Origin of the sequence: Stenotrophomonas sp. YIM B13575 (genome assembly GCF_042787595.1) — a bacterium.
GTDB lineage: Bacteria > Pseudomonadota > Gammaproteobacteria > Xanthomonadales > Xanthomonadaceae > Stenotrophomonas > Stenotrophomonas lactitubi_B.
This window is the reverse complement of the sequence record NZ_JBHZOP010000023.1, coordinates 21,159-44,780: the sequence shown is the minus strand read 5'-3', so window position 1 is coordinate 44,780 and position 23,622 is coordinate 21,159. Positions and strand designations below refer to the sequence as shown.

The 23,622-nt window shown below is 66.5% G+C and carries 27 protein-coding genes; 11 read left to right on the top strand and 16 right to left on the bottom strand.

Translation table 11 applies throughout. From position 1 onward, the window contains the following. Positions 1 to 224: 224 nt before the first annotated feature. Both ACFX4F_RS05685 and ACFX4F_RS05680 read right to left on the bottom strand, forming a co-directional pair. Positions 225 to 1,409, bottom strand: a complete 1,185-nt coding sequence (locus tag ACFX4F_RS05685) for an MFS transporter (protein ID WP_380653112.1) — start codon at positions 1,407 to 1,409, stop codon at positions 225 to 227. After that, a complete protein-coding gene (locus ACFX4F_RS05680; protein ID WP_380653109.1) occupies positions 1,406 to 2,584 on the bottom strand; it encodes a serine hydrolase domain-containing protein in 1,179 nt (392 codons plus the stop codon). Before ACFX4F_RS05680 ends, ACFX4F_RS05685 begins: the two co-directional genes overlap by 4 nt. Before the next feature lie 227 nt (positions 2,585 to 2,811). Here ACFX4F_RS05680 and ACFX4F_RS05675 point away from each other — a divergent pair, with 227 nt between their 5' ends. Continuing rightward, positions 2,812 to 3,711, top strand: coding sequence for a LysR family transcriptional regulator (locus tag ACFX4F_RS05675; protein WP_380653106.1), 900 nt, complete (start codon positions 2,812 to 2,814; stop codon positions 3,709 to 3,711). Between the two features lie 166 nt (positions 3,712 to 3,877). Next, entirely contained in the window at positions 3,878 to 5,485 is a 1,608-nt protein-coding gene (locus ACFX4F_RS05670) for an ATP-binding cassette domain-containing protein (protein WP_380653103.1), read from the top strand. A 281-nt stretch (positions 5,486 to 5,766) separates the two neighbouring features. Here ACFX4F_RS05670 and ACFX4F_RS05665 read toward each other — a convergent pair whose 3' ends face one another. Next, positions 5,767 to 7,092, bottom strand: coding sequence for a GTP-binding protein (locus ACFX4F_RS05665; protein ID WP_380653100.1), 1,326 nt, complete (start codon positions 7,090 to 7,092; stop codon positions 5,767 to 5,769). Between the two features lie 69 nt (positions 7,093 to 7,161). Here ACFX4F_RS05665 and ACFX4F_RS05660 point away from each other — a divergent pair, with 69 nt between their 5' ends. Next, the gene (locus ACFX4F_RS05660; protein WP_380653097.1) at positions 7,162 to 7,575 is read left to right on the top strand and encodes a MerC domain-containing protein; all 414 of its coding nucleotides are present in this window, start codon (positions 7,162 to 7,164) and stop codon (positions 7,573 to 7,575) included. 48 nt (positions 7,576 to 7,623) lie between these two features. On the opposite strand, the gene ACFX4F_RS05655 is transcribed toward ACFX4F_RS05660, so the two are convergent. After that, positions 7,624 to 7,908 (bottom strand): metal-sensing transcriptional repressor, encoded by a 285-nt coding sequence (locus ACFX4F_RS05655; protein ID WP_380653094.1) that lies wholly within the window; start codon positions 7,906 to 7,908, stop codon positions 7,624 to 7,626. A 46-nt stretch (positions 7,909 to 7,954) separates the two neighbouring features. Between ACFX4F_RS05655 and dmeF the strand changes: the two genes are divergently transcribed. From dmeF to ACFX4F_RS05635, 4 genes are all read left to right on the top strand, one after another. After that, positions 7,955 to 8,932: a CDF family Co(II)/Ni(II) efflux transporter DmeF gene (gene dmeF, locus ACFX4F_RS05650; protein ID WP_380653091.1), complete on the top strand. Its 978-nt coding sequence runs from the start codon at positions 7,955 to 7,957 to the stop codon at positions 8,930 to 8,932. A gap of 91 nt (positions 8,933 to 9,023) precedes the next feature. Then, positions 9,024 to 9,440: a hypothetical protein gene (locus tag ACFX4F_RS05645; protein ID WP_380653088.1), complete on the top strand. Its 417-nt coding sequence runs from the start codon at positions 9,024 to 9,026 to the stop codon at positions 9,438 to 9,440. Between the two features lie 75 nt (positions 9,441 to 9,515). Continuing rightward, entirely contained in the window at positions 9,516 to 9,839 is a 324-nt protein-coding gene (locus tag ACFX4F_RS05640) for a hypothetical protein (protein ID WP_380653085.1), read from the top strand. Positions 9,840 to 9,920: 81 nt separating this feature from the next. Next, positions 9,921 to 10,763, top strand: a complete 843-nt coding sequence (locus ACFX4F_RS05635; protein WP_380653082.1) for a class I SAM-dependent methyltransferase — start codon at positions 9,921 to 9,923, stop codon at positions 10,761 to 10,763. A gap of 3 nt (positions 10,764 to 10,766) precedes the next feature. On the opposite strand, the gene ACFX4F_RS05630 is transcribed toward ACFX4F_RS05635, so the two are convergent. From ACFX4F_RS05630 to ACFX4F_RS05620, 3 genes are all read right to left on the bottom strand, one after another. Next, the gene (locus ACFX4F_RS05630; protein ID WP_380653079.1) at positions 10,767 to 11,735 is read right to left on the bottom strand and encodes a polysaccharide deacetylase family protein; all 969 of its coding nucleotides are present in this window, start codon (positions 11,733 to 11,735) and stop codon (positions 10,767 to 10,769) included. Positions 11,736 to 11,823: 88 nt separating this feature from the next. Then, the gene (locus ACFX4F_RS05625; RefSeq protein WP_380653076.1) at positions 11,824 to 12,369 is read right to left on the bottom strand and encodes an RNA 2'-phosphotransferase; all 546 of its coding nucleotides are present in this window, start codon (positions 12,367 to 12,369) and stop codon (positions 11,824 to 11,826) included. Positions 12,370 to 12,425: 56 nt separating this feature from the next. After that, entirely contained in the window at positions 12,426 to 13,070 is a 645-nt protein-coding gene (locus ACFX4F_RS05620) for a hypothetical protein (protein WP_380653073.1), read from the bottom strand. Positions 13,071 to 13,190: 120 nt separating this feature from the next. Between ACFX4F_RS05620 and ACFX4F_RS05615 the strand changes: the two genes are divergently transcribed. Beyond that, positions 13,191 to 13,880 (top strand): hypothetical protein, encoded by a 690-nt coding sequence (locus ACFX4F_RS05615; protein WP_380653070.1) that lies wholly within the window; start codon positions 13,191 to 13,193, stop codon positions 13,878 to 13,880. A 4-nt stretch (positions 13,881 to 13,884) separates the two neighbouring features. On the opposite strand, the gene ACFX4F_RS05610 is transcribed toward ACFX4F_RS05615, so the two are convergent. Together ACFX4F_RS05610 and ACFX4F_RS05605 are read right to left on the bottom strand one after the other, a co-directional pair. Then, on the bottom strand, positions 13,885 to 14,055 hold the full coding sequence (locus ACFX4F_RS05610; protein WP_099782623.1) for a hypothetical protein: 171 nt from the start codon (positions 14,053 to 14,055) through the stop codon (positions 13,885 to 13,887). Positions 14,056 to 14,079: 24 nt separating this feature from the next. Continuing rightward, the gene (locus ACFX4F_RS05605; protein WP_380653067.1) at positions 14,080 to 14,892 is read right to left on the bottom strand and encodes an alpha/beta fold hydrolase; all 813 of its coding nucleotides are present in this window, start codon (positions 14,890 to 14,892) and stop codon (positions 14,080 to 14,082) included. 224 nt (positions 14,893 to 15,116) lie between these two features. On the opposite strand from ACFX4F_RS05605, the gene ACFX4F_RS05600 reads away from it, so the two are divergent. Beyond that, on the top strand, positions 15,117 to 15,596 hold the full coding sequence (locus tag ACFX4F_RS05600; RefSeq protein ID WP_099821399.1) for a DUF4440 domain-containing protein: 480 nt from the start codon (positions 15,117 to 15,119) through the stop codon (positions 15,594 to 15,596). Between the two features lie 22 nt (positions 15,597 to 15,618). Here the strand turns inward: ACFX4F_RS05600 and ACFX4F_RS05595 are convergent, their stop codons facing one another. Then, positions 15,619 to 16,077 carry a hypothetical protein gene (locus tag ACFX4F_RS05595; RefSeq protein WP_380653063.1) on the bottom strand — a complete coding sequence of 153 codons (459 nt, stop codon included), beginning with the start codon at positions 16,075 to 16,077 and terminating at the stop codon, positions 15,619 to 15,621. A gap of 234 nt (positions 16,078 to 16,311) precedes the next feature. Between ACFX4F_RS05595 and ACFX4F_RS05590 the strand changes: the two genes are divergently transcribed. Then, positions 16,312 to 16,710, top strand: coding sequence for an XVIPCD domain-containing protein (locus ACFX4F_RS05590; RefSeq protein ID WP_243380336.1), 399 nt, complete (start codon positions 16,312 to 16,314; stop codon positions 16,708 to 16,710). A 49-nt stretch (positions 16,711 to 16,759) separates the two neighbouring features. Here ACFX4F_RS05590 and ACFX4F_RS05585 read toward each other — a convergent pair whose 3' ends face one another. The 6 genes from ACFX4F_RS05585 to ACFX4F_RS05560 all read right to left on the bottom strand — a co-directional run bounded on the left by ACFX4F_RS05585 (position 16,760) and on the right by ACFX4F_RS05560 (position 22,517). Next, positions 16,760 to 17,860: a hypothetical protein gene (locus tag ACFX4F_RS05585; RefSeq protein WP_099821395.1), complete on the bottom strand. Its 1,101-nt coding sequence runs from the start codon at positions 17,858 to 17,860 to the stop codon at positions 16,760 to 16,762. 42 nt (positions 17,861 to 17,902) lie between these two features. Continuing rightward, positions 17,903 to 18,478, bottom strand: coding sequence for a hypothetical protein (locus ACFX4F_RS05580; protein WP_380653058.1), 576 nt, complete (start codon positions 18,476 to 18,478; stop codon positions 17,903 to 17,905). A gap of 143 nt (positions 18,479 to 18,621) precedes the next feature. Next, positions 18,622 to 19,770 (bottom strand): YncE family protein, encoded by a 1,149-nt coding sequence (locus ACFX4F_RS05575; protein ID WP_099821393.1) that lies wholly within the window; start codon positions 19,768 to 19,770, stop codon positions 18,622 to 18,624. Between the two features lie 180 nt (positions 19,771 to 19,950). Continuing rightward, positions 19,951 to 20,958 carry an XVIPCD domain-containing protein gene (locus ACFX4F_RS05570; protein WP_099821392.1) on the bottom strand — a complete coding sequence of 336 codons (1,008 nt, stop codon included), beginning with the start codon at positions 20,956 to 20,958 and terminating at the stop codon, positions 19,951 to 19,953. Positions 20,959 to 20,961: 3 nt separating this feature from the next. Then, positions 20,962 to 21,591 (bottom strand): hypothetical protein, encoded by a 630-nt coding sequence (locus tag ACFX4F_RS05565; protein ID WP_099821391.1) that lies wholly within the window; start codon positions 21,589 to 21,591, stop codon positions 20,962 to 20,964. Further along, positions 21,591 to 22,517, bottom strand: coding sequence for an XVIPCD domain-containing protein (locus tag ACFX4F_RS05560; RefSeq protein WP_099821390.1), 927 nt, complete (start codon positions 22,515 to 22,517; stop codon positions 21,591 to 21,593). Before ACFX4F_RS05560 ends, ACFX4F_RS05565 begins: the two co-directional genes overlap by 1 nt. A 230-nt stretch (positions 22,518 to 22,747) precedes the next feature. On the opposite strand from ACFX4F_RS05560, the gene ACFX4F_RS05555 reads away from it, so the two are divergent. After that, positions 22,748 to 23,617: a hypothetical protein gene (locus ACFX4F_RS05555; RefSeq protein WP_380653053.1), complete on the top strand. Its 870-nt coding sequence runs from the start codon at positions 22,748 to 22,750 to the stop codon at positions 23,615 to 23,617. Positions 23,618 to 23,622: the final 5 nt, after the last annotated feature.

Genomic DNA, 23,622 nt, shown 5'->3' with positions numbered 1-23,622 from the left:
GTGGATACGCGGGGGACGCCGTGAATCCGTCCATGGAGGCTTGGCCGCGGCATCCATGCCGCGGACACCCCCGCGTACCCACCCCGCCCGACCCGGGACAGATCTCTGCGGCGTTCCACCACGTAAGAGAGAAGAGAAAAACAACAGCGGGTCGCGGCGCTCGCACGTTCTGCTCTCTGTGGTGCCGGCCGCTGGCCGGCAACCCCGTCACCGTTGATCGACGCCTATGCCCAGGCCTTCGGCCGGGCCCACAGCCATGCTGCACACACCGCCAGCAGCAGCAACGGCAACCACGCCAGGTGCTGGGCGCCGCTGGCCTGCAGCATCAGGCCGCCGCCCACACCGCCGGCGGCGATGGCCAGGTTCCAACCGGTTACCAGCATCGATTGCGCGAGGTCGGCAGCGGCGCCGGCACGGCGGGCCAGTGCGGTCTGGAACAGGGTTGGCACGGCACCGAACGCGACGCCCCACAGGATCGTCACCAGCAGCAGCACGGCCGGTACGCCCGGCCACAGCAGCAGCGAAACCACTGCCATCACGAAGCCGATCACGCTGGCCCATACCAGCGCACGCAGATGGCGGTCCACGCCCCAGCCGGCAATGGCGATACCCACGATCGCGGCGATGCCGAACGCCAGCAGCAGCCGGTCCAGCCACGCACCCGCACCCGCCTGCACCGCCAACGGCTCGATGTAGGTGTACAGCACGTTGTGCGCCAGCACGTACAGCACCATCACCAGCAGCGTGCTGCGGATGCCGGGCATGCGCCAGACCAAACCCAGCGACATGCGCCGGCCCGCGCCGGCCGCCGGCAATGCGGGCAGCGCCCATCGCGCGTAGCCGAGCAGCAGCACCGCCAGCACGCTCATCAACGCGAACGCCCAGCGCCAGCCGATCTGCTGGCCCAGCAACGTGCCGGCCGGCACCCCCAGCGACAACGCCAGCGGCGAGCCGATCATCGCCACCGCGATCGCCCTGCCCTGCAGTTCCGGCACCACCATGCGCGCGGCGTAGCCGGCCACCAGCGACCACAGCAGGCCCGCGCCCACGCCGGCCAGGAAGCGCGCCACCAGGGTCAGCACGTAGTCGTGGCTGAGCGCGGTCACGGTGTTGACCACCATGAAGCCGGCAATCGCCGCCAGCAGCAGCGGACGACGCGGTAGGCGCTGGGTCAGCGCGGTCATCGGCAGCGCAGCCAGCAGCGAGCCCAGTGCATACACACTGACCAGCTGCCCTGCCGCCGCGTCGCTGACGCCGAGACTCTCGCCCATCGGCCGCAGCACGCCGGCCGGCAGCGTTTCGGTCAACAGGGTGATGAAGCCACCACCGGCCAAGGCCAGCAGACCACGCCACGGCAATCGCGTTGCCTCACCGGCCGGTGCCCCGGCATCGATCGCGTGGCCGCTCATCGCGCCGTCTCCAGATCGGCGTACACCGCATCGCGCAATTCATCCACGAACGCGCCATGCATGCCTTCGTACAGCGTGTTGGTCAGCGCGACCACGCTCAGGCCGCGCGCTGGATCAACGAACCAGCTGTGGCCGTAAGCACCGCCCCAGCGCCATGTGCCCACGGTCTGTGGTGTGCCGCTGGCTGCGGCATCACGCAGCACGGCAAAGCCCAGGCCGAAGCCCCAACCGGGTGGATCGACTGGTCCCAGCTCGCCCAACTGAGGCATTCCCATCTGTGCCATCAAACTGTCGGGCAGCAACTGTGAGACACGCGAATCGCGCAGTGCCTCCAGCACGGTCATCACCTCGTCCGCGGTACCCACCAGCCCCGCGCCGGCCGACGGATATCGGTGCGGATCGGTCGCACGTGCCAGGCTGTATTCGATACCTACCGAGCCCTCGAAGGCAGGCACCACCTCGCCCTCCTGCAAGCGATGCGGCTGCGGCAGGTCACTGACATACGGCGTCGCCAGGCGGCCACCGTCGCTGGTGGCAAACGCGGTATCGCGCAGGCCCAGCGGCTGCACCAGCAGCCGGTCGAACAACGCCTGCAACGTCTCGCCTGTCGCTGCTTCAGCCACCGCGCCAGCCACGTCCACGCCCAGCGAGTACAGCCACTGGCTGCCCGGCGCGAACAGCAGCGGCGCCTGCGCGATGCGCTGCACGTTCTGCTGCAGCGTCACCGCGTTCGCGTCCATGCCATCGCTCACGCCCGCCTGCGCATAAGGTCCCTCGGCATCGGCTTCCAGGAAGCGGTAGCCCAGCCCACTGCTGTGGCTGAGCAGCTGGCGCAGGCTGATCGGTGGCCGGCTGCCGTCGGCCAGTGCCGGGCGGAACGCCGGCAACCAGCGCTGCACCGGCGCGTCCAGGTCGAGCACGCCCTCGGCCACCAGGCGCAGGATCACCGCGGTCAGCAGCGGTTTGCTCACAGAAGCCAGTCGGAACATCTGGTCGCGGCGCATCGGTGTATTCGATTCACGATCGGCCAGGCCACTGGCGCTGGCATGGCGAAGCACGCCGTGCTCGCGCACCAGCACCACCGCACCGACCAGACGCTGCGGGTGCACGGCCTGCAGCAGCGCGCTCACCGCGGGCAGTGCCGGTGCAGTTTCAACAGGAAGGGCGAGGGTCATTGGGGTGATCCGTGGGGAGAGGCCGCCACGGTAGGCAGCCCCGGCGCCGACAAAAAGCGGGGTGGGGCTCCGCGCATCATGGACCACACGGTCCTTAATCGGCATGATGCCCGGAACCATTGGGCCACATCGGCCCGCCAGACACCCGCACCGCACTGTTGCACCGGCTGCGTCACCAAGCACGCCGACCGCCGCCTACCCTGCCCTCTTTCGCAGCAACCTTCCCCATGTCCGTCCTCGACAACCTGGCCAACCTGCAGACCTTCGTCCACGCCGCGGACACCCGCAGCTTCGTCGACACCGGTCGCGTGCAAGGCATCTCCGCCTCGGCCGCCGGCAAGTGCGTGGCCCGGCTGGAACACGCACTCGGCGTGCGACTGTTCCATCGCAGCACGCGCAGCATCACCCTCACTGCCGAGGGCCAGCTGTTCCTGGCGCGTTGCCGGCGCATCCTCGACGAGCGCGACGCCGCACGCACCGAACTGGCCCAGCAGCACGCGACGCCCAGCGGCACCCTGCGCATCAGCCTGCCGCTGGTGGGCGACCTCACCCTGCCGCTGATGGCCGAGTTCATGGCCGCCTATCCCGACATCCGCCTGGAGCTGGATTTCTCCGATCGACTGGTCGACGTCATCGAGGAAGGCTTCGACGCCGTGCTGCGCGTTGGCGAGCCCAGCGACTCACGCCTCACCGCGCGCCGCCTTGGTGTGTTCCCCCGCCGTGTGGTTGCATCGCCGACGTACCTGCAACGGCATGGCGTTCCACGCACGCCGGGCGACCTGCTGCAGCACCGCCTGCTGCATTACCGCTTCCCCAGCAGCGGCAAACTCGAACCGTGGCCGATCCTTTGGCCCGAGGGAGAAACGGCGCAGGAACTGCCGGTGCACCTGGTCGCCAACACCATCGAGGCACGGGTGGCACTGGCACTGCGCGACGGTGGCCTGGCCTTCGTGCCGGTGCATTCGGTGCGCGATGCACTCGCTGACGGCCGGCTGGTCACCGTGCTGGATGAGCACGTGCATTCCTGCGGCACGTTCCACCTGTTGTGGCCGTCGGGCCGACATGTGCTGCCGAAGCTGCGGGTGTTCATCGAATTCGTCGGCGCACGGCTGGATTCGGTGCCGTAACGCAGCGCAGTGGCCGCGACCATTCGGCTCACGGCGCTATACTGCGCACTCATTCCTGCAAGAGGCTCGCGACCAATGCGCCAGTGATGCCGCCGTCTTCGCACTAGACGGCCCGACTCTTCCCGCCCCTGCGCGCAGGGGAGAACCAGGCATCCATGGAGGTCGCATGACTTCGCATTCCCTCACGCTTGATCGCGTGTCGTATCGGTTGGCCGATGGCCGACCGCTGTTTTCCAATCTGTCCTTTTCCTTCGAACCGGTGGCCACCGGCCTGGTCGGCGCCAACGGCGTGGGCAAGAGCGTGCTCGCGCGCCTGCTCGCTGGCCAGCTGTCGCCCGACGAGGGCCAGGTGCACCGCAGTGGCCAGGTATTCCTGTTGCCCACACCCGGCTATCCGCCACGTGGCACGGTGGGCGAACTGGCCGGCGTGGGCGCCGAACTGGCGGCGCTGGCGCGCATCGAAGCGGGCAGCGTCGATGCAGGCGACTTCACCTGCATCGGCGACCGCTGGAACCTGCGCGAACGCCTGCAGCAGCAGTGGCAGGCAATGCAGCTGCCGGCCGACCTTGATCCCGCGCAACCCGCCGCGCGGCTCAGTGGTGGCCAGGCGATGCAGGTCGCCCTGTCTGGCGCGTGGGCCAGCGGCGCGGACTGGCTGATCCTCGACGAGCCCAGCAATCACCTCGATGCCCATCACCGCCGCCAACTGTATGCACAGCTGCAGCGATGGCAGGGCGGACTGCTGGCGATCAGCCATGACCGCGCCCTGCTCTCGCAGATGACGCAGATCGTCGAACTGGATGCGCACGGCCTGCATCGTTATGGCGGGCCATGGCAGCACTATGCCGACACGCGTGCCGCCGAACGCGAGGCCGCCGCCGCCCAGCTTGACCACGTCCGCGCCCAGCACCGGCAGCAGCAACGCAGCGCGCGCGAGCAGCACGAGCGCCAGCAGCAGCGCCAGGCACGCGGCACCCGCGAGGCGCGCGAGGCCAACCAGGCACCGATCCTGCTCGGTCGGCAGAAGCAGCGCGCCGAAGCCAGCCACGGGCGCGCGCAGCAGATCCAGAGCGATCGCCTGCAGGCCAGCGCTGCGCAGGTACGCGCCGCCGCAGCAGCGGTGCACGTGGCGCCGGAACTGGCGTTGTTCAGTGGCGAAGGCGAGCGTGGCCAAGCCCGTTTGCTGCAGGCGCATGAGCTGGTGCTGCCGCGCGGCTGTCGTGCGCCACTGCAGCTGGAGATCCGTCGTGGCCAGCGCATTGCCGTGGTCGGCGACAACGGCAGCGGCAAGTCGACGCTGTTGCGCGTGCTGGCCGGTGAGCTGGCCGCAGACAGCGGGCAGGTGCAACGGCACGCGCCCTTGGCCCTGCTCGACCAGCAGCTGCTGAATCTGCGCAGCGAAGAGAGCATTCTCGACGCGGTGCAGGCCGCCCATCCCACGGCCGATCCGGCTGAGCTGCGCACACGGTTGGCGTTGCTGGGCCTGGATGCGCAGCGCATCCAGCGCCCGGCCAGCAGCCTCAGCGATGGCGAGCGGGTGAAAGGTGCGCTGGCCAGCGTGCTGTATGCCGATCCTGCCCCGCAGCTGTTGTTGCTGGACGAGCCGGGCAATGCGCTGGACCTGGCCGCGCTGCAGGCGCTGGAAGATCTGCTGGCGGCATGGCCGGGGGCGTTGCTGATGGTCAGCCATGACGCGCACCTGCTGCAGGCCCTGCGGCCAACGCAGGTGCTGCAGGTGAGTGATGCAGGTTGGCAGTGGCGCGATGAACTGTAGAGCCGAGCCCATGCTCGGCTCCTGCCGGCTGGCATCCACGCATGGCGTGGATCTACTGGCTGGCAATGCGTCCACGTCCATCGGAAGCGATGCGTTGTAGAGCCGAGCCCATGCTCGGCTCCTGCCGGCTGGCATCCACGCATGGCGTGGATCTACTGGCTGGCAATGCGTCCACGTCCATCGGAAGCGATGAGCTGTAGAGCCGAGCCCATGCTCGGCTCCTGCCGGCTGGCATCCACGCATGGCGTGGATCTACTGCCAGCCGAGCATTCATCCACGCATCAACGTTTCCACACTGGGAACGTCTGCGGCATCTGCTGCCACAGCAGGGGCCCGGCCTGCAGCTCGTCGTCGTTGAGCAGGCATGCGTCCAGCGCATTCCGCACCACGCGCTCATCCATGTGTACGCCGATCACCACCAGTTCCTGCCGGCGGTCACCCCACAGCGGGTGCCACAGGCGTGCCATCGCCGCGTGCGCGGCCGCGTCCGGGAATTCCTGTGCATCGGGCAACGGCGCGCTCCAGCAGTCGGCCTGCTGCCGGGCCCAGCCCAGATCGCTGTAGGGCAGTGGCGTCGGTGGCAGCAGCGGCGTGGTGTCCTCCTGCCCAGCGCGCACACGCTCGCGCGCCGCATACCAGAAGCCCGCCGCCTGCGTGCGCGTGGCCGCGCCCACACTGTTCAACTCACCCACCCAATCCATGCGGTTGGCCAGCCAGAACCAGCCCTTGCTGCGGATCACCCCGGGCATGCCGTGCTGCAACGTGCGCGCGAAGCGGGCCGGGTGGAACGGCCGTCGCGAGCGGTAGACGAAGCTGGCAATGCCGTATTCCTCGGTTTCCGGCGTGTGTTCGCCGCGCAGCTCCTTCACCCATCCCGGGGCCTGCTGCGCACGCTCGAAATCGAAGCGGCCGGTATCCAGCAGCTCGGCAAGCGGCACGTCGCCGAAGCGGGACAGCAGCAGCTTCGCGTCACGGTTCAAGCCGCGCAGCACCGCCAGCGTGTCCTGCAGCAGCTCCTCCTCCACCTGGTCCACCTTGCTGACCACGATCACGTCGGCGAACTCCACCTGCTCGCACAGCAGGTCGACCACGCCGCGGTCGTCGTCCGGCCCTGCCTGCTGGCCACGCTCGGCCAAGCGCAGCGTCGACCCGAAATCGGCCAGGAAGGCGCTGCCATCCACCACCGTCACCATCGTGTCCAGCCGCGCGATATCGCTCAGGCTGAAACCGTGCTCATCGCGTACCGCGAAGGTGGCCGCTACCGGCATCGGCTCGCCGATCCCGGTCGATTCGATCAGCAGGTAGTCGTAGCGGCCGCTGTCAGCCAGGCGCCGGACCTCCTGCAGCAGATCATCGCGCAGCGTGCAGCAGATGCAGCCGTTGCTGAACTCCACCAGCGTCTCTTCGGTGCGACGCAGCTCCGCGCCGCCATCGCGTACCAGCTGTGCATCGATGTTGACCTCGCTCATGTCGTTGACGATCACCGCCACCCGCAGGCCATCGCGGTTGCGCAGGATCTGGTTGAGCAGGGTGGTCTTGCCGGCCCCAAGGAAGCCGGAGAGCACGGTGACCGGAAGGCGACGGTCGGCGCGGGAAACAGTGTTCATGTCGGAGCGGGTTGGCTGCGGGATTGAAATGTTACTGTATAACAATTGTCGCGCAAGGAACCTCCCCGCATGAAGTCGCCCTCCGCCGCCCTGCTTGATGCCGGTGCCGTCGCCCTGTCCAGCCTGTGCCTGCTGCATTGCCTGGCACTGCCCCTGCTGGCGGCCGCGCTGCCGCTGTTCGGCGTCTGGGCGGAAGCGGAATGGGTGCACCTGGTCTTCGTGGCCATCGCGCTGCCGCTGACCGGCTTCGCCCTGTGGCGGGCCGAACGCCGCCATCCCCTGCCTGCGCTGGCGTGGCTGAGCGCCGGTATCGGCCTGGCCCTGCTGATGGCCGGCGCGCTGGCGCTGCCCTCGCACGCGTGGGAGACCCCGCTGACGGTCACCGGCAGCCTGCTGCTGGCCGCCACCCACATCTGGAACGCGCGGCACCGGCACCGCCAACGCCGCAGGGGTGGTGCCGGCCGTTGGCCGGCAACCTCATGACCTGCGGAAGTCGTCTGCAGTTGCCGGCCAGCGGCCGGCACTACCTGGCTATTTGCCGTAACGCCGCAACAGCTCCACCAGCACCTCGGCTTCGGCCGCCCGCTGGGCCGGGTCTTCCGCGCCCACCACGTGTTCCTGCAGGTGCTCGTGCAGCAGTTCCATCAACAGGCTGTGGGCAGCGCCACGCACGGCCGCCACCTGCACCAGCACGTCGGCGCAGTCGCCTGCCTCGCTTTCTGGCGTGCTCAACGCCTGCTCCAACGCCGCCACCTGGCCGCCGATGCGACGGACCCGGGTCAGCAGCTGCTTTCGATTCCTGTGTACATGCGCCATGAGCGGATCATATACCCTACGGGGGTATCCATCCAACACTGCCGCCATGCACCTGGACGTCCTCGCCGCCGCCCGCCGCCACGAACACCGCTTCGACGACGGCAACCCGCTGGCCGAACGCAATACCCGTCGCGCGATGTGGCTCACCCTCAGCATGATGCTGGTCGAGATCGTGGGAGGCTGGTGGTTCAATTCCATGGCCGTGCTCGCCGACGGCTGGCACATGAGCTCGCACGCACTGGCGCTGGGCCTTTCGGTGTTCGCCTACCGCTGTGCACGGCGCTATGCACACGATCCGCGCTTTGCCTTCGGCACCTGGAAGATCGAGATCCTGGCCGGCTACACCAGCGCGATCGCCCTGCTTGGTGTTGCCGCGCTGATGGCCGTGCAATCGCTGCAACGACTGTGGGTGCCCGCGCCCATCCATTACAACGAAGCCATCGCCATCGCCGCGGTAGGCCTGGGCGTGAACCTGCTGTGCGCGTGGTGGCTGCACGACAGTCCTGGTCATGCGCATCACCATCATGGCCACGGACATGATCATGATCATGGCGATCATCATGGGCATGACCACGATCACAACCATTCGCGCGGGCACGATCTCAACCTGCGTTCGGCCTACGTGCACGTGCTGGCCGACGCCGCCACCTCGGTGCTGGCCATCGTCGCCCTGCTCGGCGGCAAGCTGCTCGGCCTGACCTGGCTGGACCCGGTGATGGGCCTGGTCGGCGCGGTGCTGGTCACCGTGTGGGCGATCGGTCTGCTGCGCGACAGCGGCCGCATCCTGCTCGACGCACAGATGGATGCGCCAGTGGTAGCCGAGGTGCGCGAGGTGATCGAGCAGGGCCCGTGGCCCGCACGCCTGGCCGACCTGCACGTGTGGCAGGTGGGGCGCGGCAAGTACGCCGTCGCCGCCAGCGTGGTAACCAGTGACGCCACCCTCGACCCGGACACCGTGCGCCAGGCGCTGGCGATCCATGAAGAACTGGTGCACGTCACCATGGAGATCCACCACAGCGCGTGACCCCGGCGCGGCGCGGTTCTTGCCGAAAATCTGTACCGGGCGCCACCGCGTGCTGCCTACACTGGCCGCACCTGCCCCGTCGGGACATCCCATGCGCGCGCTCCGCCTGCTGCTGCCCGGTGCCCTCCTGCTGCTGGTGGCCTGTTCCGGCGACACCCAGCTGCCGTTCTCTTCCGACCCGATGCTCGGCTGCTTCGCCACCAGCCCGCGCAAGTCCGCCGAGTTCCGTATCGAAAAAGAAGGAAGCCAGTACTTCGTGTCCTTCGAGCGCGACGGTCAATGGCAACGCGAACCCAACGCGCTGTACAAGGCCAGCCGCAGCGACATCCAGCAGTACTTCCGCGACGACGCCGACCAGATCGACAGCGCGCTGATCCGCATGGCCGGCGGCTTCGGCATCTTCCACGTTGAGGATGGCGCCACGTTGAAGGCCCGGGCACGCGACAGCGACTACATGGCCCTGCTGCTGATCGGGGCGGGGCCGGTGTATGCGGTGAAATGCCAGTAGCGGCCAGATTGCAATTCTTCCCATGGCGTCAGCGATGCCGCTGGCACACGCTGCCGGTTTCGAGGAGGAATACCGATGCTCTTTCTTCTCCTGCTGGCCGCTGGCACCGCAAAGACCCAGGGTGCCTATGACGAGGTGCGTGAGACCGATGACGGCAAGGTCGTGGTGATGCGCACCTTTGACTGGGAAATCGAAGGGCAACGCGCCGAGCGTGTAACCGTGCATTGGTTGCTGCAGGAAGACGGCAGCATGCGCTACGACTTCGACCGGCAGCCAGCCGCCACCCAGGATGCCCATCGCCGTTCGTGCGCGTTGCAGGGCATGCAGCCCTCACGAGGCGTCGGCAGGATCTCAGGAGAAGGAACCCTCCACGGATTCAGCTGCACCGACCTGCGGTAGCGCCGCGCCCATGCCCGGCTCGGCTCGGCTGCACAGCGCCTGCGGTACCATGCCCTCCCCCGAACCACCCCTGTACCCAACGTGCCCCATTACACCGGCCCCCTGCTGACCCGCGACAGTGCTGAAACCCTGCGCCGTGCCCACGACAAGGGCGCCACCGAATGGCAGGGCTCGCTCGACCTGGGGCGCAGTGAAGCGGCTGTACAACTGGACGCCGAGGGTTTCACCTTCCGTGACCAGCACTACCCGTGGCCGGGCAAGCTGAAGGACCGCACCCTGTACTACTGGGATGGCGAGGATTTCTCCTCCATCTCCCGCTTCAGCGGCTCGCTGATCAAACTGGTGCCGACCGAATGGGGCGCACCGACTTTCGAGATCGACGGCATCAAGATGCTGCCGACCTCCAAGCTGTCGCCGTTCGAGGACGCGCGCCGCAAGGTCGAGCTGGTCGCCCCGGCCGGCAAGATCATCCTCGATACCTGCGGCGGCCTGGGCTACTTCGCCGCCTGCGCATTGGAGGCGGGTGTCGGCCAAATCCGTTCGTTCGAAAAGAACGCCGACGTGATGTGGCTGCGCACGCTCAATCCGTGGTCGCCCGATCCGGATTCAGCCGCCGCTGGCGGTCGCCTGCACTTCAGCCACGGCGACGTATCGCAGCAGATCGAACAGGTGGCCAGCAACAGCGTCGATGCGATCCTGCATGACCCGCCGCGCTTCGGCATCGCCGGCGAACTGTACTCGCAGGTGTTCTACGACCACCTCGCCCGCGTCATCCGCAAGGGGGGGCGCCTGTTCCACTACACCGGCGCGCCGAACAAACTGACCAGCGGCCGTGACGTGCCGCGCGAAGTGGCCAAGCGCCTGGAAAAGGCAGGCTTCAAGGCCGAGCTGGCGCTGGACGGCGTGCTGGCCGTCAAGCGCTGAACCTCACTCGCCATCCACCTTGGCCAGCTTCATCACCCACTTCGGCACTTCCGGCTCGCCAGCATAGAATTCCTTGGGCTTGTTCTCGGCCATCGCCCAGCGGTGCAGCCAGCTCGGTCCATAGCGACCGCTGTAGCCCTCCGCACCGCGCGCATAGGCGGGGTCGCGCACCGCCTCCTGCAGTGACACGAAGCGATAGCCGCGACGCTTGGTGGCCGCCACCAGCTCGGCGAAGGTCGCTGCATTGAGTTCGTTGGCATGCATCAGCCACACCTGCGGCAGCGCATACCCCAGCAGCGCCTGCGACTGCTTCTCGTAGTAATCCACCTTGTTCAGCATGTACGGCACATAGCCCTTGCGCAGGCTCGCCAGCGTCGCCTCGCGCTGCGGTGAATCGGGCTGCTCGTTCATCACGTTGGCATAGGCGAAGGCCCACACCCACTCACCGTTGTCGACCGTCACCGGCGCAACGCGGTAGCCGTGCTCCTTGAAGAACACGTCCATCGCCGCGCGATCTTCGGGCGTGCGGCCGGCGCGCAGATACGGATGACGCATCCACTGTGGCGTCTGCCCGCGTTCGGCCAGCAGCGGCCGCAGTACCTGCTCGCCGCGCAGGAAATCCTGCTGGAATGCCGGCACGCCCTTGGCGTTGAGGTCCATGTGCGACCAGGTGTGGTTGCCCAGCTCGTAGCCGGCATCCAGCCAGTCGCGCAGCATCTGCACGCGCGCCGGCTGCACCTGGCCATCCACTTCCAGCTTGTTTTCGTTGACGAAGCCGATCACTGGCACCTCAGCCTGGCGCAGCTGTGCCATCAAGGCAGCATGACGCGCCTGCAGATCGGCCGGCACGATCTCATCCAGGCGCGCCCAGGGCAGATCGTCAATGGTCACCGCAATGCGCCGATCGACTTCGGCAGCATGGACGGTGAGTGACAACAACAGCAACGGCAACGCACGCAGGAGCAGACGCATCTGTACATCCATGAGATGGGATGCAACGACTGTAACGCGATTGAGGCTTGCAGCCGAGTGTGGGCAGGCGTCGCGGCGTCGGGCCGAGTCAGTCGGCGATGTACTTCGGCGGCACGTGGTCGGTCAACCACACGCCGTTGGCGGAGCGGTAGAAGACATGCCCTTCAGCATGCATGCGCCCGGCGTGCACGCTGAGAATGACCGGTGCACCGCGGCGGGCGCCGACCTGATGGGCCGTCTCCCGGTCCAGTGACAGATGCACGTGATGGCGCTCGCCTGCACGCAGGCCCTGCTCGCGGATCGAGCCGACGAAGCGCGACACCGTGCCGTGGTACAGCCACTGTGGCGGCTCGACCGGCACCAGTCCAAGATCGACCGTGACCGAATGCCCTTGGTTCGCGCGGATGCGCTGACCATCATCGCTCAGTGCAAAGCGTTGCTTGTTGCAGGTCGCCACGATGTGCTGCAGTCCGGCATGATCGAGCGTCCGCCCATGTGCAGCCAGCTTCTGCAGGAGCTCGTCGACGTTGGCCCAGCCCTGGCCGTCCAGGATCAACCCGATCTTCTCGGGTTCATGGCGCAGCACCAGACTGAGGAACTTGCTGGTGTGCTTGGATGAGGTTTCCGTATTCATCCGCATAGAGTGCCGCAGAAGCGTCGGTCGGTGCCAGTCAGCGGCCCGCGCGAGAGTCAGAACCGGGTCAGCTGCGAGGTGGTGCGCCACAGCCACACACCAACCACCATCGCGGCCAGCAACAGCCCACACAGGATGATGGCCAGCGCGTCAGGTGCGTGCGGCGGCATCAGCTCGGCCCTGGCGAACAGCTGCAGCAACCATCGCCGCATCGAGGACGGCAGCGCCTGCCCGTCCGGTGCCAGATCGGTCATGCATGCAGCAGGCAGTGCCGTGGTGATGCCTTCCCACACATGCTCATACAGTCGCAGCATCGCGCTGGCCAGCAGCAGCGCCGCCGCGTGCAGGGCGAGCAGGCCCCACGCACTGCGGCGCAGCGGCGCGTCCACATGCCGCAGCCAGTGCACACAGACCAGGAGCGTACCCAGCACGGCGAGCAGCAGCGTTGCCATCGGCAACCACAACAGCGGCTGCCAGTCATCCAGCGCGCTGGCACGCGCCAGCAGATGCTCGGCCACGTGCAGGCGCGCGGCCGGATCAATACCACCACAGGCCAGCGACAGTGGCTCCAGCAACAGGTCCACACGGTGATGGAAGTACCCTGCGGCCAAGCCAACCGACAGCAGCGCCACCACCTGCAGCAGCAACAGCATCAGGCCAGCGCCGAAGAAGCGCCCGAGGCGGGCAGTAAAGGCGGTCATCGGTGTATCCCCAGCAAGTGACGCGCATGCTAGCCAAGCCAATCGATGCTGTCGGCTGGCAGATGCGACACCATCGCCGGTGATGCGCGATCATGTGCGTTCAATGCAGGAGTGTTGGCGATGCTGGGGTTGTATCTGTTCGTGCGTACCGTGCTGCCGGCACTGCTGGGCGGGGCGGTTGCGATGCTGGGCGCGCGGGTGATCAATCGACGGCTGGCCCGTCTACCGCCACGGGTGATTGCCCTGCCTGATGACAGCCTGCTGCCCAGCCCCGCTGCACAGCGGCGTTATCGCCGCCTGCGGCGCCGCAGCCCCGGCCTGAACAGCATCACCCTACCGCCCAAGGTGCCGCGGAGCTGGATCTGGCTGGCAGCAATGGTTTTCATCGGCACGATAAGCCTGGCCGTCTACCTGACGCCCGACGGCCCGCGCTTCCAGGTGATGGTGGAGAGCTTCGTGGGCTATCCCTCCACCGTCATCGAGGTCCGCGCGCCGGCAGAGCAGCAGCTGCGCCTGCTGGACACCTGCACGCCGGTACTGCTGCAGACTGTCCGTCCCATCACCATGCGTTATCGCAGGACCAGAACCGGCAACCCGGTCGAGGTACATGGCGTGCTGCCGGTGCAGGTGCGTCGCCGAGGCACACTGTTGCAGGTGGCCACGGCGCAGCCGGTGGATGCAGCCGTGCTGCGCGATGCCCTGCGCGCCTGCAGCGCATCGTCCGGCGCTGCACTGACAATGCATGCCCGCACCGTCGCGCCATGGCGGGAATGGGGTTGGCAGCCGTGGGCGGGGCGCGGCAGCCAGTAAGGCTTCAACCGCGCGGCAGCTTCGCCGCCCACATGTTATCCACCAGGTTCGGGTAGCGCCGCCCATTCTCTTCCGCACGCTGCCGCGCCGCCGCCTTCTGCGCCTCCGTCAGCGGCTGCGTCTTCTGGCCCTTCGGGTTGGGCTTCTTCCAGGGCGGCGTGCGGGCAGTAGGCATGTGCGGATGATGCCGTAGTCGGTGTTACTTCTTCAGGAATTCCAGCAGCGCCAGATTGAAATCATCGGCGTGGCTGGTGTTGCAGCCATGCGGCGCATGCTTCAGCACCACCACCTCGCTGCCGGCGATGGCCGCGTGCGTGCGTTTGCCCGAACCTTCGAACGGCACCGTGGCATCGCTGTCGCCGTGCAGCACCAGCGTCGGTACCGTCACCTTCTTCAGGTCCGCACGGAAGTCGGTGGTGGCAAACGCTTTCATGCAACCCAGCGCGGCGTTCTGGTCGGACTGATGGGCGAGTGCAATGGCGGCCTGGCGCTCGTCCTCGGTGACCATCAGCTTGCCGTCGGCACTGAAGAAGTCACGGGTGAAGCCGTCGAAGAACGCTTCCCGGTCTTTCTCCAGCCCCTGGCGCATCTCATCGGCCTTTTCCTGGGTCAGCGGCCCGTCCGGGTTGTCAGCGCCCTTCAGCAGGTACGGCGGCACGGCCGAAGCGAACACCACGCTGTGCAGGCGATCCTCACCATGGTTGGCGACGTAGCGCGCCACCTCGCCACCGCCCATCGAGAAGCCGACCAGGGTGACATCGCGCAGGTCGCGCTCATCGATCAGGCCGGCCAGGTCAGCGGCCAACGTGTCGTACTCGTAACCATCGGCGGGCTTTTCCGAGCGACCGAAGCCGCGGCGGTCGTAGCTGATCACGCGGTAGCCGGCATCGCGCAGCAATGGCACCTGTGCCTTCCAGGATTCGGCTGACAGCGGCCAGCCGTGAATCAGGATCACCGGACGGCCGGTGCCGCCGGTGTCTTCAATGTGCAGGCGGATGGAGGAGGTAGGCATGGGAGCTCCCGGGGAGAATGAGGAATCCAGCCTAGGCACTGGCAACGGAGCCCCCTGTGATGGAATCGGCGCAGGCCATGACATCGCGTACACGGGCACCGGGTTGCATCGGTTCGCACCCGCCAGTACGGCATTGGTCGGGCCCTCCCCGGGTTTCGTCAGCGACCGCTTACGGTGAGACGGCCCACGTGCCAGTCTGCGCCGGTCCTCAACGGAGCCTCGCCATGCTGCTCGCCCTGCCCCTGCTCGCCGCCGCACTCGCCGGCACCGCCCCCGCCAGCGACACCCTGCGCGAGCAGATCCGCGCGGCCGATACGCAGCTGTTCGCCGTGGCCTTCGATGCCTGCGATGCCGACAGGGCCGCCGCGATGACCACCGAAGACATGGAGTTCTTCCATGACAAGGATGGCAAGTCCGCCAACAGCCGCGAGGACTTCCGCCGCAGCGTGGCCAACCTGTGCGACAGCGCGCGCAAGGGCGGCTGGCACCTGCGGCGCGAGCTGGTGGAGAGCTCGCTGCAGGTCTTCCCGCTGCAGGATGATCGCGCACTGGAAATCGGCGACCACCGCTTCCATGAGCGTGGCACCGATGGCGTTGAACGCTGGACCGGGCAGGCCCGTTTCATCCAGGTCTGGCGCCGGGTGGACGGTCAATGGCAGGCCGAGCGGGTGATCAGTTACGACCACCGCCCGGCGGACAAATGATCATCAGCGCCGCAGCGCCCGCTCAGTCACGCAGGTTGCTGGCGCGCGTCAGCATCCAGCAGCCGTAGCGGCGCGCGAAGGTGTAGGTATCGCGCTCGTCGTCGCTGCCGAAGGTCACGCGCTGCCCGTTGTCGTCGATCGCTTCGATGCGTGTGGGCGCGTTGTAGGTACCTGCGCGCATGCGCTCCAGCGCGACCGGGTCACGGCTGACCGGCGAAGGCACGAACATATCGAACGCAGCGAGGTAGCGGTAGCTGAAACGTTTCAATCGCGCGCCGCCCTGTTCCAGCACGACGTGCGTGGGTGCCAGCCCCTGGTGGTCGTCGCGCACGGTGTGCATCGGCACCTCGTACTCCAGCGGGTCGGAGGTATAGCGCAGGCGCACCCGGTCATCGGCCGGGTCGGCAAAGCGTTGCAGGAAACGCGTGAAGTCCTGCGATGGGCAGGCGGGATCGTCCGCTGCTACCGGCGTGTCAGCCACCGCAGCACCTGCGCAGGCCCACACCCCCACGCCCAGCAGCAACCGCGCGGCCGCCTGTCCCCGTATCCGGATTGTCTCCCCGTGCACCACGCTCTCCCCCGCTGCCATTGCACCGGACGCCATCCCCTGCGTCGCCGGGCCACAGGCTAGCAACAAAGCGGTTACCGGCGCAGCCCGTGACCGTTTTACACTGGCAGCATCCGGCCACACGGTAGCGGCCACATGGAGCCCCCAATGACCCCTGACGATTCCCTCCACCAGCAGATCCGCCAGAACGTGGCCGCACTGGACGAGAAGCACGGCCGCGCGTTCGACGCCACCAGCGAGAACGTGGCCGCCAGCCTGGCCGTCAAAGCCCGCGAACAGGGCCTGGAACGCGCCGACCACGTGGTAGTGAGCAACGCCACGGCCAACCACCCGGCCGGGCACAACATCTTCGTGGTGCAGGGCGACCCGGCCAACCCGGCGCACCTGCGGGCGATGCTGCCGACCGCCGTGGCCGCGCAGACGCCGGCCGAGGAGTCACTGCAGAAGCTGGGACTGGGTGGGCAGCAGCCGGTGCAGGCCGAGCAGCAGACGCTGGATGCACAGGCGCAGGATCAGCAGCAGAACCCTGCGCATCGGATGGGGTGAACACCGGCAGGCGTCGATGCGATCGACGCCTTTGTGGCATGGGCCGATATCAGCCCATTCGCGGCTGGGACTGCTGCGTCTGTTGCTGCAGCTGATCCTCATGCGCAATGCGGCTGGACTCACGCCCCTGATGCTGCACGCTGGCTTGTTGGTACACCTCTTCAACCGTGCCCTGCTGGGCATCGACCAGCGACAAGCGCTGGCGGTTCGCTGCAGGGTCCGGTGAAGCGGTGTCGCCAGTGCGCTGCAGAAAAACATAGCCCGGCGAATCCACAGCGCCGCCACTGCTGAAGGCCACCTGCAAGGTATCGCGTTCGGTGTAGCCCCCCTGCACCGCCAATCGCGTCAGGTGGCCCGCCAAGAGCTCGGGCTGCTGTCCCGCCGGCAGCCCTTGGCGCTCGGCCGCTTCCCCCAGCGCCGCCCGCACCCGCTGGTCGAGCGGATGCAATGCGTCGCCAGGCACGCGTGCGTCGTTGGCCACCCGCTCGCCGCTGCGCTCGCCGATGTCGTCGTTGTCGCTCAGCAGGCGATGCTTCCACGTACGATCGGGCATCGGGTTGGTTTTCGTACGATTGAGATCACTGTTGGGGAACGGCGGATCGATGCTGTCGACGCCGTGGATGTTACGCAGCGGACGATAACCGTCCTTGCCCCCGCCATTGATGTCCAGAGGAATGCGGACATCCGGGAAAAGCTGCCCGGCGGGACCTCCCAGCGCATTCACGTCGATGCTTCTTTTCCGCTCGATGCCCGCGTGGTTCAAGGCTTCCCAGGTGAAGTCCACGCAGTTGTTGCGGACATCCTGGTAGTGCTTGCTGAAGCCAAACCCCTCGGGATCTTTGCCGAAGGTGTCGAGCTTCTTGTATTGCTCCTCGCTGATTTCGAGCGTCCGGGTGTATCGCGGATCCTTATAGATCAGATCATCTTTCTTCACGATGTCGCCCGGCCCATTGATGTCGCCATGCACCACAGGTGCAAAGCCGTAGCTCTGGGGAGGCACACCCGTAGCGTGCAGGACGTAGAACATGTGCCCCGGCGCGGAGGTCTGCAGAACACCATCCACGACCTCCTGCTTACCGGTCGAAAGATCAAGCAGAGGGGTCCCAGGTGCCGCAATGACGATATCTACGGTGTAGCGTGGCTTGTCCATAAGATTGTTCCTTCAGTTCCTTCCAAGGGATGTAAATAGAGCCTACTTACCAACGGGTCGTGCAGCGTGGACGCGAAGACGAGCCGAATACTCGCCCAGTTCCGGGGTCACTTTGACGGTGCGAACCTGCACTCGATAGCGGTTGTCGTTCTGCAGGGGCAAGGCAACGACACTCAGCATGTACTGCCCGCCGCTACCTGACCGCAACATTGCATAGCGCCAAGTGTCCGACGTATGCCACGCAGGAAGCGGCTGACCTGCGTTGAGTGCTAGTGCCTGGTAATTGTCGTAGGTAGGCACATCCTTCCAAGCCCCGCCTGTCCAGCGCTGCAGGACCACTTCGAACGGAATGTTCAAGCGCTCCAAGTCCGGCGCATCCGCGCTGTACGGTCTTTGGCGTTGCATCTCGAGTTCCAACGCATGAATGCGGCTGGGAGTGAAGTTGCGTCCGTTCATCTCGAACTCGAAAATCACCTCTTGGCCCGGCTGATCCACAGCGATCGGCTGCGTGAGGTCCAGCGGCTCGGGTGGAACAGGATCACGGCTGGAACAGGCGCCCAGCACGGAGCTCAAGATGATCAACAGGCCGACGTGCAGCCAGCGGTGGATACCCAGCATGTTCAGATCCTTTGGCTCCCTGCCATGGGCCTCAACCCTAGCGGGTTGGCGGCGGGGACTTCAACCGGGCAAAGAAAAAGGCATGGCAAACGCCCTGCCTTTTTCACGCGTCAGGACGCCGGGCGTGGCCCAGCGTCATCGCATCACAGCTGAATCCGCGCCACGCTCTCTTCCGAGCCCTTGGCATCCTTCTCGCCGTTCTTGATGCTCACGTACAGCACATTGTTCTTCGCATCCAGCGCCAGGCTGTTCGGATGCGTCGGCACGGCGTAGGTAGCCACCTTCTGGTAGCTGTCGCTGTTGTACGCGGCCACCGTACCCGCTTCACGGTTCGTCACGTACAGGCGCTTGCGCGGTGCATCCAGCAGGATGCCCAGCGGGCCGGCGTCGGTCGGGATGCTGGCCAGTTCCTTGCCGTTGCTGCGGTCGAGCACCAGCACGCGCTGGCCCGGGTGCTTGCTGACCAGGCCGCTGCTCTTGGCCTGGTAACCACGCAGCATTTCCGAGCCCTGGTCGGTCACGAACAGGCGCTTGCCGGCCGGGTCCAGCGCGATGTTCATCGGCTGCTCGGCGGCGATCCTGTGCTGGGCTTCCACCTTGTTGGAGTCGGTGCCGACCACCACCAGATCGGCCAGCAGATTGCTGGTGTACACGCGCTTGTTGGCGGCATCCAGCGCCAGGCCCGGCGCCTTGGCATTACCCAGGCCCGGAATGGTGTTGATCACCTTCAGCGTGGTGGTATCGATCACGAACAGCACGCTGCTCACATCGGGCTGGCTGCTGTGGCCGGTCACGTACAGGCGGTTGGCGGCGCTGTCGACCACCAGCTCACGCAGGTCGTGGGTGTAGGCGGCCTTGCCGTCCTTGCCGGTCTTCTTCTCCATCAGCTGCACGGTGACGATGGCCTTGTTCTGTGCGGTGTCGACCACGGTTACCGACAGGTCCACGGTGTTGCCCACGTACAGGCGGTTGTGGGCGTCATCCAGCACCACGCCGAACGCCTTGCGCTCCAGCGGGATGCGGGTTTCCACGGCGAGCGTAGTGGGGTTCAGGCGCAGCACCTGGGCCGGGCCGGCGTTGTCACCGAAGCCACCGGACGAGGCAACGAACACGGCGTTCTGCTTGGGGCTGTAAGCCAGCTCGTACAGGCCCTGCGCGATGGCCTGGCGCTGCACGGCGGTGGCGGGGCTGCTGGCGGCGGCGGCGTCAGTGGCGAAGGCGGTCGGGGCACCAAGGCTCAGCGACACGGCCACGGCCAGTGCGGCCGAACGGAAAAGGGAATTGCGGATCATGCGAGCGTCCTTCAATGGGCACGGAGGGTGTCCTGGCTCGCGGGGCCGTTCTTCGACGGCCCGGCCCTGCATCTGTCTGCGCGGGGTGGGGCTGGCTGGGTAGCGGGGGAATGGTAGCAGGTGAGGCCCGTGGCGTCCGCCTGCGGATGCATGGCGGACGCGCGATCCTGCACCGGGCGCCTACGCCATGCGGGGGGCGTGCGTCTGGGCCAGCTGCTGCTCTTCCTGTTGCCGCTGGGCATCCCGCTGCGGCTGCGCCTGCGCCAGCTGCTCGATGCGCTCGAAGGAGGCCACCACCGGCGTCTGCGCGGCAACGTCAGCCGGCAGGCTGGCGCGCTGGTGCGCCGGGTCGTTGCGGTCGCCTTGCACGATGAAGAGATTGGGGGCCGAATCGCCACGACGTTCGCCGAGCAGCACGTCATCCACGCGGGCGAACTGCTGCTCTTTGGAGAGTGCGAGAAGGCTGGCGCTGACGTTGCCGTTCTGCGCACCGAAGGTACCAAGGTCGGCCACCTGCTGGTGGATCTGGTTGAGGCGAGTGTGATCGGCGTGGGATGGATCGGCGGGCGTTCCGCTCAAGGGATGGGCATCCTGCGTCCGCTCGCCATTCTGCGAAATCCACCACTGACCGAAGGTCTGCGTCGGCATGTCATTCCACTTCACCTTGTCCAGCTCGCTGTCCTTGACCTGCTGCGGGATAGCGTTGATCGCGGGGATGTTATCCAGCACCTTGATCGAGCCTTCGTAGTTCCTGATCTCACCGGCCAGCCCTACCGGGCGCAGACCCGCGTGATTCAACGCCCCCCAGGCGAAGTCGGTGCAGGCATTGGTGACCAGGTTGTAATTGTTCTTGTCGAAACCATGCCTTTCCGGGGCTTCGGCGAACTCCATGATCTTGTCGTACTGTTCCCTGCTGATCTCGATCGTGCGCTCGTAGCGCGGATTCCTGTAGACCAGATTGTCATAGGTATCAACTTCACCTGCGTCCGGGTTGGTTGGCGTGGGCGCACGCGTATAGCCGTAGCTTTTCGGATCACGTCCGCTGCCATCATCGATCGTCAGGAACATGTGCCCCACGGACGAGTTCCCGAGCCGTACTGGCACGGAATCCCTTTCGCCCCAGCGAGGCGTTCCCGGAGCAGCCACATGGATCGTGACGGTGAAACGCTCTGCAGTGTCCTTCTGCATCTCTCATTTTCCCAGTAGTTGGAAGCCGACAATAAACTCGGCCAATATGTCATTGAGCTGGGGTCGATCCTCCAGCAGGTCCACGGTCAAATGGTATCTGCCGGCATCCAGCAGGCCCGCATCGGCCAGTTGCAGCATGTGGTAGGAAACATCCTGCGAGTACAGTCCAGCCTCGATCAGCATCCCGCTTTCAACTTTCCCCTGAACCAACTTGCCGACGTGGCCGTCAGGCGGAAGAGGCTCCATGCTGCGGCCTCCCGGGGCCGTGGTCATCAGCCGCACCGATGTAGCGTGGTCACCCTCCAGGCGCTCCAGGCGAACGCGCGCGGGGACACCGACGTCCCTTATCCGCTCCGCCTCGGCGAGCAGCGGCTTGACGTCTTGAGCCTGCAGGCGGAACCCGATCTTCAAACTGGGAATCGCGGGAGGTACCGCAGGCGGCAAATCAAATGTCACGTCGACGATGCGCCCCGCCTTGTCCAATCGCACGCCGCGCGTGAAAGGCACCACGGTGCGTGCATCAGCCTCGGCCCGGGTCAACAGCTTCGGCACTTCAGCTGGCGGTGAGGCGCTGCCGCAGCCCGCCATCAAGGCAAACGCAGCAAACGCAACAACCGCACGCACTGCCCGCATCATTGCTCCTTCAACCGCAGCGAATCAGCCACATCGGTCTGCGCCGCCACCTCCGTAGCGATGCTCGCACGACGATGCCCAGGGTCATCGCGGTCGCCCTGCACGATGAAGATGCTCTCGGCCTCGTGGCTGCTCTTGGTCGGCCGGCTGAGCAGCACGTGGTCCACGCGGGACAGGTTGTTCTGCTTGGCCAGCACCAGCAAGCTGGCGCTGATGCGCTGGCTGGTGTCGTCAAAGGTGCGGCCGTGGGCGGCGTCCAGCTCAGCGACCTTCTGGATCAGCTGCGCGAACAGACGGTGGTCGGGGTGCGAGGGGTCCAGCAGCGTACCGGCCACTTCCATCGGGCTGGGCGGCGGCTCGTGGCTCGGACGACCGCCCTCGCGGTGCAGCTCGGCCTCGCGTTCGGGCATCGGGTGGTGCTGTTCGCCATTCAGCTCGCTGGCCGGGAACGGCGCCGCAATGCACTGGATTTCCGGCAGGTTGAACAGCACCGCGAACTCGCCCAGATTGCTACCGCCATCCAGCGGTGCCGGCTGCGAATGCAGGCCGGCATAGTGCAGCGCGGCCCAGACGAAATCGCTGCAGCGGTTGATGGTGGCCGGGCGATCGACATCGAAGCCGAACTCGGCCGGCTCCTCGGCGAAATCGCGCAGGCAGCCGTAGTGCTCCTCGCTGATTTCCAGCGTGCGGCTGTAGTACGGGTCGCGGTGCTCGTCGGCATCGTCGTGTACCACCTCGGCGTACTGCACACCGGCAGCGGCCTCACCGGGCGGCAGGCGCGGCGGTGCGAAGCCGTAGCTGTGTACTTCTTCACCGGCGGCGGTCTGGAAATACATGTGGCCACGCGGTGAGCTGCCGCCGCTGTTCAGCGGGGTGCCGGGCGCGGCCAGAAAGAGGGTTACCGTGTAGCGTGTTGCTTGCTCCATGCCTGCTCAGCCTTGTTGGGTACTGCGGTCCTGGCCGGATGATCGCATAGGTGGGTTCGCGGGCAGGTGGAGAGCCCGTGCCGGGGTGGCGGTGGCTTGCTGAATGTGTGAACCAGCGTGCAGTACGGAGTGCTCCCGAGCCTACATGCCGGGCTACGCACTCGGGCAGAAGCTGGAGCTTCCCTCCCCGCCGCTCTATAGTCGTTTTCGATCACGCAAGGAAATCGCCCATGAGCAGAGCACCGGCTCGCCGGCTCGCGTCCTTCGCCTTGGTGGCTGTGTTAAGCGCAACCGCCTGTGCGAAGTCTCCATCCACGGAAAAGGATCAGAACGGAACCGCCATGTCCGAAGACGCAACCAGCCCGCGCACGGTGGGCGGACATACCTATACGACGCAACCGGTCGAGGCCACATTGGGGCCGCACCGTTTCATGTTCCCGGCCAATCTCTACTACAACCAGATCGGTCCCTTCGCCGATGGTGGGGTCATGCTCACCGTGTTCTGGCCCGACTTTGACGCACCGCCGCCGGGTGACCGTCCAGTACGTACAACCCAGGACAGCCGACGGCAGGTCCTGATCGAGCTGCACTACCTGGACCGGGTACCCATCACCGATTACCTCGCACGACGGTCCAGCAACGACGCCACGACCGAGGCAGGATCGCTGGAACGCAGCGACCCGGTAGAGCGCTTGGACCTGCGGGTAGCACAACCCGAGCGATGGGGATTGACTCCCTATGCAATCGATCCCTTGTTGCTGGCCGCCTATGCGAAGGATTCGGAACAGGAGCTGGGCGTGCCTTATGTGCACAATCCGAAGATGGAACCGGACTGGTACGTGGCGCGTTCAACAGATGGCCAGCTGAGAACGTTCATCAGCTGCGATCCTGCGGACAGGATTCCCGATGGCCTGGTTGCGCATGGCAAGGCACTTGAACGCGCCGACGGTGATCGAGTTGCCATGTGCCGTCATTCCCTGGTGGATCTGGACGACAGCATCACTATCGAGATGACCTACGCGCGCGTGATGCTGAGCGACTGGCAGCGCATGGAAGCTGCAGTGCGCGAGCTTCTGCGCCGCTATCGCGCCAAGCCGTGATCGAA

Coding starts and splice junctions, on each gene's coding strand:
- ACFX4F_RS05560 (WP_099821390.1), bottom strand. CDS start 22,517: ATGGAGCAAGCAACACGCTACACGGTAACCCTCTTTCTGGCCGCGCCC.
- ACFX4F_RS05565 (WP_099821391.1), bottom strand. CDS start 21,591: ATGCGGGCAGTGCGTGCGGTTGTTGCGTTTGCTGCGTTTGCCTTGATG.
- ACFX4F_RS05655 (WP_380653094.1), bottom strand. CDS start 7,908: ATGGCGCATGTACACAGGAATCGAAAGCAGCTGCTGACCCGGGTCCGT.
- ACFX4F_RS05640 (WP_380653085.1), top strand. CDS start 9,516: ATGCTCTTTCTTCTCCTGCTGGCCGCTGGCACCGCAAAGACCCAGGGT.
- ACFX4F_RS05570 (WP_099821392.1), bottom strand. CDS start 20,958: ATGCAGAAGGACACTGCAGAGCGTTTCACCGTCACGATCCATGTGGCT.
- ACFX4F_RS05625 (WP_380653076.1), bottom strand. CDS start 12,369: ATGAATACGGAAACCTCATCCAAGCACACCAGCAAGTTCCTCAGTCTG.
- ACFX4F_RS05605 (WP_380653067.1), bottom strand. CDS start 14,892: ATGCCTACCTCCTCCATCCGCCTGCACATTGAAGACACCGGCGGCACC.
- ACFX4F_RS05630 (WP_380653079.1), bottom strand. CDS start 11,735: ATGCGTCTGCTCCTGCGTGCGTTGCCGTTGCTGTTGTTGTCACTCACC.
- ACFX4F_RS05615 (WP_380653070.1), top strand. CDS start 13,191: ATGCTGGGGTTGTATCTGTTCGTGCGTACCGTGCTGCCGGCACTGCTG.
- ACFX4F_RS05660 (WP_380653097.1), top strand. CDS start 7,162: ATGAAGTCGCCCTCCGCCGCCCTGCTTGATGCCGGTGCCGTCGCCCTG.
- ACFX4F_RS05620 (WP_380653073.1), bottom strand. CDS start 13,070: ATGACCGCCTTTACTGCCCGCCTCGGGCGCTTCTTCGGCGCTGGCCTG.
- dmeF (WP_380653091.1), top strand. CDS start 7,955: ATGCACCTGGACGTCCTCGCCGCCGCCCGCCGCCACGAACACCGCTTC.
- ACFX4F_RS05665 (WP_380653100.1), bottom strand. CDS start 7,092: ATGAACACTGTTTCCCGCGCCGACCGTCGCCTTCCGGTCACCGTGCTC.
- ACFX4F_RS05680 (WP_380653109.1), bottom strand. CDS start 2,584: ATGACCCTCGCCCTTCCTGTTGAAACTGCACCGGCACTGCCCGCGGTG.
- ACFX4F_RS05600 (WP_099821399.1), top strand. CDS start 15,117: ATGCTGCTCGCCCTGCCCCTGCTCGCCGCCGCACTCGCCGGCACCGCC.
- ACFX4F_RS05590 (WP_243380336.1), top strand. CDS start 16,312: ATGACCCCTGACGATTCCCTCCACCAGCAGATCCGCCAGAACGTGGCC.
- ACFX4F_RS05580 (WP_380653058.1), bottom strand. CDS start 18,478: ATGCTGGGTATCCACCGCTGGCTGCACGTCGGCCTGTTGATCATCTTG.
- ACFX4F_RS05645 (WP_380653088.1), top strand. CDS start 9,024: ATGCGCGCGCTCCGCCTGCTGCTGCCCGGTGCCCTCCTGCTGCTGGTG.
- ACFX4F_RS05685 (WP_380653112.1), bottom strand. CDS start 1,409: ATGAGCGGCCACGCGATCGATGCCGGGGCACCGGCCGGTGAGGCAACG.
- ACFX4F_RS05610 (WP_099782623.1), bottom strand. CDS start 14,055: ATGCCTACTGCCCGCACGCCGCCCTGGAAGAAGCCCAACCCGAAGGGC.
- ACFX4F_RS05670 (WP_380653103.1), top strand. CDS start 3,878: ATGACTTCGCATTCCCTCACGCTTGATCGCGTGTCGTATCGGTTGGCC.
- ACFX4F_RS05675 (WP_380653106.1), top strand. CDS start 2,812: ATGTCCGTCCTCGACAACCTGGCCAACCTGCAGACCTTCGTCCACGCC.
- ACFX4F_RS05575 (WP_099821393.1), bottom strand. CDS start 19,770: ATGATCCGCAATTCCCTTTTCCGTTCGGCCGCACTGGCCGTGGCCGTG.
- ACFX4F_RS05555 (WP_380653053.1), top strand. CDS start 22,748: ATGAGCAGAGCACCGGCTCGCCGGCTCGCGTCCTTCGCCTTGGTGGCT.
- ACFX4F_RS05585 (WP_099821395.1), bottom strand. CDS start 17,860: ATGGACAAGCCACGCTACACCGTAGATATCGTCATTGCGGCACCTGGG.